At 38.1% G+C, this 12613-nt stretch carries 12 protein-coding genes; 9 read left to right on the forward strand and 3 right to left on the reverse strand.

Features of this window, described 5'->3' with window-relative positions; genetic code table 11:
* Positions 1–108 precede the first annotated feature (108 nt).
* From FTV50_RS04265 to FTV50_RS04280, 4 genes are all read left to right on the forward strand, one after another.
* Positions 109–1230 (forward strand): phosphotransferase family protein, encoded by a 1122-nt coding sequence (locus FTV50_RS04265; RefSeq protein ID WP_180023619.1) that lies wholly within the window; start codon positions 109–111, stop codon positions 1228–1230.
* Positions 1227–1925, forward strand: a complete 699-nt coding sequence (locus tag FTV50_RS04270) for a histidine phosphatase family protein (RefSeq protein ID WP_078193820.1) — start codon at positions 1227–1229, stop codon at positions 1923–1925. The genes FTV50_RS04265 and FTV50_RS04270 overlap by 4 nt, the downstream gene beginning before the upstream one ends.
* A gap of 19 nt (positions 1926–1944) precedes the next feature.
* On the forward strand, positions 1945–2688 hold the full coding sequence (locus FTV50_RS04275; RefSeq protein ID WP_180023620.1) for an SDR family oxidoreductase: 744 nt from the start codon (positions 1945–1947) through the stop codon (positions 2686–2688).
* 293 nt (positions 2689–2981) lie between these two features.
* Positions 2982–4028, forward strand: coding sequence for a fatty acid desaturase (locus tag FTV50_RS04280; RefSeq protein WP_180023621.1), 1047 nt, complete (start codon positions 2982–2984; stop codon positions 4026–4028).
* A 64-nt stretch (positions 4029–4092) separates the two neighbouring features.
* On the opposite strand, the gene FTV50_RS04285 is transcribed toward FTV50_RS04280, so the two are convergent.
* On the reverse strand, positions 4093–5457 hold the full coding sequence (locus FTV50_RS04285) for an alpha/beta hydrolase-fold protein (RefSeq protein ID WP_180023622.1): 1365 nt from the start codon (positions 5455–5457) through the stop codon (positions 4093–4095).
* Between the two features lie 228 nt (positions 5458–5685).
* Between FTV50_RS04285 and FTV50_RS04290 the strand changes: the two genes are divergently transcribed.
* Together FTV50_RS04290 and FTV50_RS04295 are read left to right on the forward strand one after the other, a co-directional pair.
* Positions 5686–6402: an SGNH/GDSL hydrolase family protein gene (locus tag FTV50_RS04290; RefSeq protein WP_180023623.1), complete on the forward strand. Its 717-nt coding sequence runs from the start codon at positions 5686–5688 to the stop codon at positions 6400–6402.
* Positions 6403–6441: 39 nt separating this feature from the next.
* Positions 6442–7050 (forward strand): uracil-DNA glycosylase family protein, encoded by a 609-nt coding sequence (locus FTV50_RS04295; RefSeq protein WP_180023624.1) that lies wholly within the window; start codon positions 6442–6444, stop codon positions 7048–7050.
* Positions 7051–7153: 103 nt separating this feature from the next.
* On the opposite strand, the gene FTV50_RS04300 is transcribed toward FTV50_RS04295, so the two are convergent.
* A complete protein-coding gene (locus FTV50_RS04300; RefSeq protein ID WP_180023625.1) occupies positions 7154–7591 on the reverse strand; it encodes a hypothetical protein in 438 nt (145 codons plus the stop codon).
* 270 nt (positions 7592–7861) lie between these two features.
* Between FTV50_RS04300 and FTV50_RS04305 the strand changes: the two genes are divergently transcribed.
* Positions 7862–8401 carry a class I SAM-dependent methyltransferase gene (locus tag FTV50_RS04305; RefSeq protein ID WP_306785632.1) on the forward strand — a complete coding sequence of 180 codons (540 nt, stop codon included), beginning with the start codon at positions 7862–7864 and terminating at the stop codon, positions 8399–8401.
* Positions 8402–8496: 95 nt separating this feature from the next.
* Here FTV50_RS04305 and FTV50_RS04310 read toward each other — a convergent pair whose 3' ends face one another.
* Complete coding sequence (locus tag FTV50_RS04310) at positions 8497–10053, reverse strand: phospholipase D family protein (protein WP_180023626.1); 1557 nt, start codon at positions 10051–10053, stop codon at positions 8497–8499.
* 125 nt (positions 10054–10178) lie between these two features.
* Between FTV50_RS04310 and FTV50_RS04315 the strand changes: the two genes are divergently transcribed.
* Both FTV50_RS04315 and FTV50_RS04320 read left to right on the forward strand, forming a co-directional pair.
* Positions 10179–11294, forward strand: coding sequence for an S-(hydroxymethyl)glutathione dehydrogenase/class III alcohol dehydrogenase (locus tag FTV50_RS04315; protein WP_180023627.1), 1116 nt, complete (start codon positions 10179–10181; stop codon positions 11292–11294).
* 288 nt (positions 11295–11582) lie between these two features.
* Positions 11583–12602, forward strand: a complete 1020-nt coding sequence (locus FTV50_RS04320; protein ID WP_180023628.1) for a flavin reductase family protein — start codon at positions 11583–11585, stop codon at positions 12600–12602.
* The last annotated feature ends 11 nt before the right edge of the window (positions 12603–12613 follow it).

The following is a 12613-nucleotide window of genomic DNA, read 5'->3' on the forward strand; positions in this document are numbered from 1 at the left end:
AAGTTGTAGTCACATATTTGGCATGGCAACCCCGAGTTGTCCATGCTATAAATCTATAGAAAATTATATTTTTATCATCATGATAGATTCAAATTTAGGAAGAAAAGCATGTCAGTGATCGATGTAGGCGGTTCAGTTCGTGAGGGTGAAGAACTGGATGTACGTGCTGTAGGAAATTGGTTGATTGAACATGGCGTTGAAATAGAAGGGCCTGTAGAAGTCACTCAATATTCAGGTGGTGCATCAAATTGGACTTATCGCTTAAAATACGACAATGCTGATTTAATTTTACGTCGTCCACCGAAAGGCACCAAAGCCAAGTCTGCACATGATATGGCACGTGAGTATAACGTTCAGAAGGCATTATCTGAATTTTATCCTGTACTCCCTGAGATGGTGGCACTATGTCAGGATGAATCAGTGATTGGCTGTGATTTCTATGTAATGAAACGCGTAGAAGGTATCATTCCACGTGCAAACTTACCCAAAGAATTAAATTTTGATGAAAGCCAAGTTCGCGAATTATGCATCAATGTGATTGATAAACTCGTTGAGCTGCATCAAGTGCCATACCAAGGCACAGATTTAGAAAAAATAGGCAAGGGCGACGGATACTGTCGTCGTCAAGTGGAAGGTTGGGACGCACGCTATGAAAAAGCCAAAACCTTAAATGTTCCTTCTTTTAAATATGTCCGTAATTGGCTCAAAGACAATATTCCTGCTGACTCTAAAACCTGTGTAATTCATAACGATTGGCGTTTTGATAACGTGATATTAGATCCAAATGATCCTACCCAAGTGATTGGTGTATTGGATTGGGAAATGGCAACGCTTGGCGATCCGCTGATGGACTTAGGTTCAGCTTTAGCGTATTGGGTTGAAAGTGGCGATAACGCAATTTTTAAAGCGACTCGACGACAGCCGACTAACTTGAAAGGTATGTTTAGCCGTAAAGAAGTCGTTGAATATTACTTAGAAAAAACTGGTCTACAAACAGACAACTGGACATTTTATGAAGTGTTCGGCATTTTCCGTTTAGCAGTAATTGCACAGCAAATTTATTACCGCTACTACCATAAACAAACCAATAATCCGGCATTTAAAGATTTTTGGATTGTGATCCATGCTTTACATATTCGTGCATTAAAACTTATTGGTTTGCAAAAACTTGAAGCCAATGACGTGGCACAAAAATATATTGAAAAAATGAAGGATATTTTAGGGAAATGACCACGATATATTTAATTCGGCACGGTCAGGCTTCTTTTGGTGCAGAAAGCTATGACAAGCTTTCTCCCAACGGTGAGCTACAGGCTAAGGTGCTGGGACAGTATTTCGACCGTATTTTAAAAGAAAGTCCTTATGTGGTTGCGGGCTCCATGCAACGTCATCAACAAACAGCCAATCTTGCATTGGCTGAATGCTTTCCAGAAGCACAAGTTGATACAGATAACGCGTGGAATGAATTTAATCATCAGCAAGTTTTTGCTCAATATGAACCTCGTTTTAACCAACCGCATTTATTAAAAGAAGATGTATCTAAGCATGAAAACCCGCGTGCTTATTTATCTAAAATTTTTGAAGGTGCCATTGAACGTTGGACAGGCGGAGAATTTCATCATGAATATGATGAATCTTGGCCACATTTTAAAAGTCGAGTCGAAACAGCGCTAGAAAAGTTATGCACTCAACTGGCTGAAACCAAACCGCGTTATGCCGTTGTGTTTAGTTCAGGTGGAGTGATCTCCGTTGCAGTCGGTAAAATTTTAGGGCTGAGTCCTGAAAAAACATTTGCACTTAATTGGGCCATTGCCAATACCAGTATGACAACACTGCGTTTGGTTGGAAATGAACCGCAATTACTCAGTTTAAATGAACACCATTTTATAAAAGCAGTTGATCCAAATTTATTGACTTGGATCTAAGATAAACAAAGGAATTATCATGGCTAAAACAATTTTAATTACAGGTGCAAGCTCAGGGATTGGTGCAGGAATGGCACGCGAGTTTGCACAAAAAGGCTACAACTTAGCCATTTGTGCACGTCGTTTAGAGCGTCTAGAAACGCTAAAAAATGAACTGGAAAGCCAATATGGCATCAAAGTGATTGCGAAAACCCTCGATGTCACAAATTACGATCAAGTGTTTGAAGTGTTCCGTGCCTTTAAAGCAGATTTTGGCAGTATTGACCGTGTTATTGTCAACGCAGGTGTCGGTGAAGGTCGTCGTATTGGTAAAGGTAATTTTGAAATTAACCGTGCGACAGTTGAAACCAACTTTATCTCTGCTTTGGCGCAATGCGAAGCTGCGGTTGAAATTTTCCGTAGCCAAAATGCAGGGCATTTGGTGGTGATTTCGTCGATGAGTGCTATGCGTGGTATGCCTAAACATTTAACGGCTTATGGTGCAAGTAAAGCAGGTGTTGCTGCTCTAGCTGAAGGTATTCGTGCAGAGCTGATTGAGACCCCAATTAAAGTGACGACTATTTTCCCTGGTTATATTCGTACGGAGATCAATGAAGGTGCGAAAAAACTACCATTTGAAGTCGATGAAAAAACTGGTTCACATCTTTTAGCAAAAGCCATTGAGAAAGCACCAGTTAAAGCTTATGTACCACAATGGCCTTGGTTGCCTTTAGGTCTTGCGATGAAAGTATTGCCGTTGAAGATCGTGAATAAATTGGGTTAAACCTTTATGCAATAATAAAGCTCCAATTTTGGGGCTTTATTATTCTCAAATGATATTCGTCATCCTCTGTAGGTTAAAAAGGAATACATAAAACCTGTGATGAAAAGACATAAAAAGCAGCCGATTTTGCAAAGAAAAATGGAGTAAATACTCAGATTATTTATAAATAAGATATTGAAAATAAATAAAATGTTGAATATTTGAACAGACGATGATTTGTTCTCAAAATAGCGATTTCCTTTTTTTTAATTTGCTTTAATGTACAACTGTTCATTAATTTTTAGGTTTGTACTATGTCTATGTCTTCCGATATGACAGATCAACAGCGAATTAACAAAGTCAGAACTGTCGTAACGAAAGCTGGTGAAGACTTACGTCAGCAATATCCCATTTTAAAACATCAAAACTTTATAGGCGCAGCCATCCTTATTTTTGCGCTACTAGGAATGTTGGGTTCAGCTTGGGCGTTTGCTGTTGGCATTTTACCGGCATGGGCTTGTGTGATTTTGGTGGCGATGTTTGCTTCACTGACACATGAATTAGAACATGACCTGATTCATTATATGTACTTTAAAAAGACGCCGTGGGCTCACCATCTCATGTTAGCCTTGGTGTGGTTAGCACGTCCGAATACCATTAGTCCTTGGGCACGTCGTCGTTTGCATCTCAACCACCATAAATATTCAGGTTCAGAATACGATTTGGAAGAACGGGGCATTAGTAATGGCATGCCGTGGGGTTTACGTCGTATATTGGTCATTAGCGATCAATTGATGACGGTTTATTTGCGCCCATTTCAAATGTTCAAGATGATTAGGACATTCATTGAAAAACAACCTGAAAAAGAACGTAAAACGGCATTGTTCTCTCAATTGACTGGATTTTTCCCTTTAAGTTTTGTTTATTACGGCATTTGGTATGTATTTGTCATTTATCATGTGGTGAATGGTATTGCTCCAATGTTAGGACAAAGTATTAGTTGGTCAGTCAATTTAGTGAAATTAATTCCAACGATTAATTTTTTAGCTGTGATTTGGATTATTCCGAACTTTATACGTTCTTTCTGCTTACAATTTATCAGCTCAAATATGCATTATTATGGTGATATTGACCCACGCGATGTCATTAAACAAACTCAGGTGTTAAATCCGTGGTGGTTGTTCCCAATGCAATTATTTTGCTTTAACTTTGGTTCGACCCATGCCATCCACCATTTTGTGGTCAAAGAGCCGTTTTATATTCGTCATCTAACCGCAAAAACTGCACACCAAGTCATGCGTGAGGTTGGTGTACGTTTCAATGATTTTGGAACCTTTAAACGCATAAACCGCTGGAATTAAATCAGTACTAGCTTCAAAAAAAGCCCTCAATTGAGGGCTTTTTTATGATCTAAACGTTTATAAACTACTTTTGCGCAAAAAAATGTTTGAGTGCATCTTGCAAGGCAACTTGCCATACCGCGTAGGAATGTCCGCCTATATACGATTTGTAATGTACATCATGACCTTTATTTTTTAAGTCGGCTGCAACAATAGGCGAAGTCTCTAAAATACTCAGTTCATTATTATTGCGTGAGCTTTCATAACTATTGGCAGTAATAAACCAATGCTGTTTAGGTTGCGAGGTTTTATCACGAATGATTTTACTCATGCCATTTGGGAGGTCTGTCGCTTCATTTTGCCACCAAAATGATCCAGATAAAGGTACGACGTGACTAATTTGATTTGGATTTTCTAAGGCTAAATAAGCTGAACTTAAACCGCCAAGACTTGACCCAAGTAGTACCGTTTTCTTCGAATCGACTTTTGCAGGTGCATTTTTTTGAATCCAAGGCATCAGTTCATCACTAAAAAATGCTGAAAATTTTGCATTGGGTGTTAATTCTTTAGGTCGTTCCTGATCATTCGGTGGAGAAACAAAAATGGCTTGAATTGGCGGCAGTTGACCTTGCTCAACTAATATATCTAATGCCTTTGGAACATTCAGCAACTCGTTATATTGCTGACCATCAAAAAATATAGCGGTGATATAGCTTTGATTTTTCTTGGCTTTAGATTGGTAAATTTGGATTTTACGTGAGTTATTCAAAATTTTGCTGTGTAGAACAAACTCTTGTAATTGGGGTTGTTTTACATTTGGATATTGTTTTGGATCAATAAATGGCGGGGCATCTTTAAGCGCCACAAAATTTTCATTACGTAAGCCTGATGTGTCATCACTTGCGAGATAAGTGTTTTTGTTGAAAGGATCGATGCGTTGTACTTGTATCACAGCACGACGCTGCGTTCTTGATTCTTTAAGTTTAGGATTCAGATGCGGACAATAATTTGACAGATAACCTTCTAAGTTCGGTAAGTCGACAGCAAAGCTATAACTGCCAATATAACGATGATCAATAATCGATTCTTTAAACCAAATATCGGTATTTGGTAGGCGTGTTAACCATTCATGGTCATTACTCGGCCCACCAATAAGGCGTACATTATGCTGCGCACCTTTCCATAAAAAAATTATACGGTCATGTTTTTCATCATAGTTTTCAATGATTGGTGTACCTATAAGCTCTACACGCTTCCAAAAATCTTCAAGAATTTGAGCATGTTGTTTTGGATTTTGATTTAACTGATGTTGTAGGTTTAATAATATTTGGCTTTGCGCTTTGACATCTTCACATGCAGCAGCATAAGGGAAATGTTTTTTTTCTGTTGTATCGGTTAAAGCGGGTAAGTTTTGAGTTTGGGCAAAAGCAGAAGAAACAGCAAAGCTCATAGAACAAGCCAAAAAAAGTAGGGAAAGTTTTTTCATTGAAATAATAAAATAGGTAGAATGAAATCAGATAAATGATAATCATTATTAATATAAAAAACTAGCAATATGCCGCAGAATGGTGCTTTTAAAAAAAGAAAATGTAGAAAAATAACAATAGAGTCAATGCTTTGTTTTTTAAACTAATTAAAATAATGCAGTCGACAAGCTTTAATTCATTACCCAAATATTATGCTACTCAAAGTATCGACACTGCTGCTGTTACCTGCATTACTGATCCAAGGTTACCGTGTGAAAAAAAATACTCCACGTTTAGCAGAACCAGTTGGAGAGCGTTGTGGAATTCTTGGTCAGGGTAATCGGCCATTATCGGTATTGATCCTTGGTGACTCAGCGGCAGCAGGTGTCGGCGTCGAGCATCAGTCGGATGCGTTATTGGGACAATTGCTTAAAATTTTATCGCCTGATTATCAAGTTCACTTTTGCCTTGAAGCCACAACGGGGAATAACAGCCAGCAAATCATCAATGCTTTGGATAATGTCGCAAAGCAGAACTTTGATGTCGTGATCAGTTCTGTTGGTGTTAATGATGTTACAACATTAAAACAGCCAGACCAGTGGTTGAAGCTCCAGCAGCGCTTATATCAAGCTGTCGAGGAAAAGTTTCATCCACAGCTATTGATCATTTCAGGTGTGCCACCAATGGATGCGTTTCCAGCTTTACCGTTTCCATTGTCATGGTTGTTTGGACAATATTCACAAAAGATGAATGCGCTGTTAAAAAATTATGTTAACACTCAAGCGAATATGCGGTTAATTGAATACGATTTACAAGAATATCGTGAGAAAAACTTACAAATGGCCAAAGATGGCTTTCACCCGAGTAAAGAAATTTATCAGTTATGGGCTGAAAAAATAGCGAAACAAATCACTGAACAATTTTCATAGACATTTTATGATTCAACCACTGGGCGAAGTTAAATTTATATGAGCAAAGACATTTCCGACGCGAATCCGCAAATCGAAACGCATCCTTTAGCACCATTTTTGCCATCAAATGGGAAACTATTGATGCTAGGGAGTTTTCCGCCACCCAAAACACGCTGGAAAATGGATTTTTATTATCCAAATTTTCAAAATGACATGTGGAAAATCTTTGGCCTATGTTTTTTTCAGGATAAAAATCATTTTCTCAATCTAGAGAGCAAAACTTTTAAAGAACAGCTCATTCGAGATTTTTTAAATGAAATAGGCATAGGCATTTTTGATACGGCCTATCAAGTGATTCGTTTGAAAGGCAATGCGTCAGACAAGTTTTTACAGATCCATCAGCAAACCGATATTGCGAAGCTTCTTACGCAGATGCCTAATTGCCATAGTATTATGACGACAGGAGACAAAGCGACTGATACTTTAATGCTCTCTATGCCAGAAAATACGGAAAAACCACACATTGGGCATGCTGTTCATACCGAATTTGCAGGCAGAGATTTGACTTTATACCGTATGCCATCATCATCTAGAGCTTATCCACTAGCACTGGAAAAAAAAGCCGAAGCCTATCAAAGCTTATTTAAAGATATAGGATTACTTTAGGGAAGTTTGCGTTATTGTGAGATACCTTGAAATTTATGTCTCATTTAAACAGGCAAACATTCAATGATTAAAAGGTGGCATCTTATGGATAAACATCAATTCCTTAGACATCATATTCAACATAATCCCAAAGGTTTAAACGCGCTTTAATTTCTTTGCGAATATTCGGCAGCATAGGTAGTAAAGTGCCATCGATCCATAAACTCAGTGTCTGAGATGAAACTTTTTTGTTTGCATCATCTACAATTTGTGCGCCTTTCACGATCACCAAAGTTTCTTCGCTAGCTGCAGTTTCAATGCCTTTAAATAAAAGCTGTAATTCATGACCTGTATCTTGAATTAACCATTCCAACTCAATTTGGATATTGTGATTAGATTTAAGCACAGCTTGGCCTTCAATCATGTCATTGTCAGATAAGCAGTCATGCTCAACCCGAACTTTCGACAAAAACCATTCTTGATGACCAAGTTCAGGAAGTGTCGTAAAAGGCGTTAAAATATCACTTAAATTAAATTGGCGGCTTAAATCAAAAAATTGCATTAGAAAACTTTAGGAGGAGATAAAACAAAATAAGAGGTGGATGTTAAAGCATCATCAAGTGTGAGTAAAACCTTTGCTTTTATTGAGATATTTTATGTATAAATAGCATTCAATCTATCTAAATTAAGTCTAAGAAAATGAATTGCGAAAATAATATTCACATAAATGATGTGCACAGCCCCATAGACTTAAAAGATCCAATCGAAGCTAAACAATGGGCTGCTGACTGAAGTCAATCTTAAATGTCCGTGGCGTTATGACATCTTTCAAATGTATGTCGACTCTATTTTGGCTTTAAACCCGAATGCGCACGTGCTTGAACTCGGTTCAGGCCCAGGCTATTTGGCTGAGTTTTTAATCAATCATTGTCCAAATATAGATTACACAGCATTTGATTTTTCCGAAGCTATGCATGACTTGGCAAAAGGAAAACTAAGTGCAGCGCAACGCTTAAAATGCAATTTTATAACTGGGAATTTCAAACAATCTGCTTGGGAAGAATCACTTCAGTTTAATCAAAACAGCACCTTTGATGTGATTGTTATTCATCAAGCTTTACATGAATTGAGACATAAGGCGTATGCAGCAGAGTTTCATCGGAATGTAAAAAGGTTGTTAAATACACAAGGCGTGTATTTTGTATGTGATCATTTATATGCACCACATGCTCAGCAAAATCATGAGTTGTATATGTCAGTTGAGGAACATTTAGCAGCGCTGAAAGCAGCCAATTATGGGCGTGTGGAATTCATTGGTGAAGTCAATGGTTTGGTTATTTTCAAAAGCCAGCACTCATATGAACGAGACTGAACAAGAGCATTATTGAGTTGCTTGAAACTGCTTAAATCGTTCCTATTAGATCTTATCGATGAGAAAAAACTTAACCAATTAGCAGTACATTGTCATTACATCATCCATTCAATCGGGAGGTATGACACTGCTTTTATACTAAATCGTTGGAATCTTGTTGTTTCTGGTTCATGAGTATAGGTTTTAATTATTCCATTTTTTTTATGCTCTAACCAAATGATTTCGCCATTTTTATCCAATTTTAATTCATACGCAATTTGCGGTAAATATTGGTTTAATGCGGCAGAAATATCGTTTTGTAATCGATCAGACTTAACGACAAGGCCAACTTCCGAATTTAAATTTGCGGAACGTGGATCAAAGTTAAATGATCCAATAAACACCATTCCGTCGATATCGAAAAATTTTGCATGCAAACTAGAGGCATTTTTGCCTTTTGCGGGGATGATATTTCCAGTTATGACCTCATACCATGTGCGTTTTGAACGCTCTATATAAGGTTTAAATTCATATAGTTTCACGCCATTTTCGAGTAAGTCTTTGCGATATTTCTGATAAAACGCATGAACGACAGCGACGTCATTGGCTAAAAATGAATTGGTTAACACACGGACTTCTACATTTTTACCTGCAAGACCCGTCAGAAAGTCAGTGCCTTGTTGCGTAGGAACAAAATAAGCCGAAACCAATTCCATGCGTTCTTTGGGCTGTCCCATCAAAGTAGAAAATTGGTTATAAATTAATTCTTGCTCTTTAGCCTCACCACGAATTTTATTCGGACTATCCGCAATGAAATGTGCTTCGGCCCAATTCACCGGTCTTAGTTTAAGCTGAGCCGCCAGTTGTTGCTGTGCATAGTTAATGCGCTGTTGATCTTTAGTCAACGTTGTAGAGTTTTCTTGGTACGTTTGTCTTAATTGATTTAAGTCTTCTTTTGTACCTGCACCAATCCATTGCTGAACAGAATAACTTAAATCATCATTCCAAAAGTTCAAAAACACCTGATTGGCTTGCTGAATGGCTTCCCCATAGAAAAGGATGTCCAAATCTGTAAATTGAAAACTTTCACTGGCATCAAAATATTCATTACTGATGTTACGACCGCCAGTTACGCCCATAAAACCATCAGCAATAATTAATTTATTATGCATACGATGGTTAATATGCTTTAAGCGAAATGCATAATCAATGACACGTAATTTTCTGAATTTATAGGGATTAAATAGTTTGATTGAAATGTTGGGATGAGCTGAAAGGGATTGTAAGGTCGGATCGAGTTTCGTCCCGTTTTGATCATCAATTAGTAGCCTTACTTTTACTCCGCGGTCAGCGGCATGCAGTAATTCTTGAAACATCAGATGCCCAATAGCATCATTTTCCCAAATATAATATTGCAAATCGATGGTGTATTTTGCATTTCGAATCAAATGTAGGCGAGAAGCAATGCTTAAGAAGGCATCATCTAATGCTAAATAAGCCGTTTGTTTTTGTTCTAATTTTTCTAAATCCGTAGCAGACGTAATCCATTTTTCTGCATGTGATTGTATAGGGACATCTTTTTTTGACTGATTGCTAGGTAAGCTGCATCCAGTTAATAGGCTGATCGAAACAGTTAAACCGACAGTACAACTTATTTCACGTAATTGTATCATTCGAATCGCATTAATCATTCCTTGAAAAATTCATCATAACATCATGTTTTAAGGTTGTATCTAGGCTTAAAAAGAGGTTACTGTAACTCATCTGTTAATATAAGCCATACAGGATGTTTTTAGACATGAAATCACGTGCAGCCGTTGCTTTTGGACCGGGTCAGCCTTTAGAAATTGTTGAAATTGATGTGGCACCACCTAAAGCAGGTGAGGTTTTAGTCAAAATTAGCCATACAGGTGTGTGTCATACAGATGCATTTACATTGTCGGGTGATGATCCTGAAGGCGTATTTCCAGCAATTTTAGGGCATGAAGGTGCAGGTGTTGTGGTTGAAGTCGGTGAAGGTGTGACTTCAGTGCAACCGGGTGATCATGTAATTCCGCTTTATACCGCAGAATGTGGTGAATGTTTATTCTGTAAATCGGGTAAAACAAATCTTTGTGTATCTGTACGAGCAACACAAGGGAAAGGTTTAATGCCTGATGGCACAACACGTTTTTCTTATAATGGTCAGCCGATTTATCACTATATGGGCTGTTCAACATTCTCTGAATATACTGTGGTAGCAGAAGTGTCTTTGGCAAAAATTAACCCTGAAGCGAACCATGAGCATGTGTGTTTGTTGGGTTGCGGCGTAACAACAGGCCTTGGTGCAGTTAAAAATACCGCTAAAGTTCAGGAAGGTGACTCAGTTGCAGTCTTTGGTTTAGGCGGAATTGGTTTGGCTGTGGTACAAGGTGCTAAAAAAGCCAAAGCAGGTCGTATCATTGCGGTAGATACCAATCCTGACAAATTCAAACTGGCTGAAGAATTTGGCGCTACAGATTTTGTTAATCCAAAAGATTATGATCGTCCAGTTCAAGAAGTAATTATAGAAATGACCGGCTGGGGCGTCGACCATTCATTTGAATGTATTGGCAATACCAATGTGATGCGCTCTGCTTTGGAATGTGCTCACCGTGGTTGGGGCCAATCTGTGATTATTGGTGTAGCTGGTGCAGGTCAAGAAATTTCAACGCGCCCATTCCAATTGGTTACTGGTCGTACTTGGAAAGGCACTGCTTTCGGTGGTGTTAAAGGTCGTTCACAATTACCGGGTATGGTAGAAGAGGCCATGTCAGGTGAGATCAAACTTGAACCATTCGTGACCCATACTATGGGGCTGGATAAAATCAATGAAGCCTTTGATTTAATGCATGAAGGTAAATCAATTCGCTCTGTTGTACATTTTGAAGACTAATATTGATTTAAATATTTTTGATTAAACGACTAATCATTTAAATATTAATGCGTTAATTTTCACTGTTTTAAAAACTAGGCTTTGGCCTAGTTTTTTTTTTGTGTCGTTATAACAAATCAAAACTTCAAATTAGGATTTGCAAAAAGTGACAGATTGTTAGACATAAAATGATAAAAATGCCAAATGATAGATTTTGTCCCGAATTCACATGGTGGGAAATTAGCACTAAACATAAGGTAAGCATAATTTAAAAACAAATGTATATTAATGCATTATCCGAGGCAAAAAATGACAACTACAAGTTACAAGCCTGAGTGGATTCGGGAAGATTTTATTGATTTTATTACAGAAAAATTTGATGCAATTTGGGCCTACAAACGTGTAAAAGCACAATTGGTTAAATCACGTTGTGTGGGAATCGGGTTTTATGAACTGAGTTTTTTAGCGAATCACAACTTTAAAGCAGAAAATTATCGACCAGGCCAATGTGTTCTGGTGACAGTTGTAAAGGATGGTGTACGGCATCAACGTAGCTATAGCATCGTCGAAATCAATACATCTGGTCATGTAGTAATCGCAGTCAAACAACAAGGCAAAGTGTCCAACTGTCTGACGCAATTAAAAACAGGTGAGGTTGTTGAATTATCGCAACCGCAAGGTGAGTTTGGCCTAAAGCTAAATTCGGATCGACCAATTTTACTGCTTGCTTCTGGTAGTGGCATTACCTCAATCATGGCTTTGTTTAAACAAGCAATTCAGCTTGGGCGTACGGTTGACCTGATTTATTTCAATCGAGATGATGCTTATTTGGATGAATTGATTCAACTGGCGAAGCAATCTAACCATGCACATTTACATGGGATTAATACGCTGAAAACCAAATTGCATATCTCACCAGAGGTGCTAAATCACATGGTGCCCGATTTTAAAAAGCGAGATTGCTATGCCTGTGGTGCAGCGCCAATGATGCAAAGCATTGAACAACTGTATCGTGAATTCAAGCTTTCAGAGTATTTAAATACTGAATATTTTCAGATGATTGCTGATGATTCAGTACCTGCTCAACCTGTCACTTTTAGTGTAGCCCAGCAAGATTTTTTGGCAGAGGGTAATTTACTGGAAAGTGCTGAAAAAGCTGGTTTAAAACCTGCGCACGGCTGTCGGATGGGCATTTGTAATACTTGTTCGTGTACGAAATTGCAGGGTTCAGTGAAAAACTTACTTACTGGCGCAATTGATCATGCGAATAACACGCAAATCAAGTTATGTGTCTCTCAGGCCATTTCACCTGTACGTATTCAACTCTAATCCAAGCCGCA

The organism is Acinetobacter sp. YH1901134, assembly GCF_013416965.1.
Classification (GTDB): domain Bacteria; phylum Pseudomonadota; class Gammaproteobacteria; order Pseudomonadales; family Moraxellaceae; genus Acinetobacter; species Acinetobacter amyesii.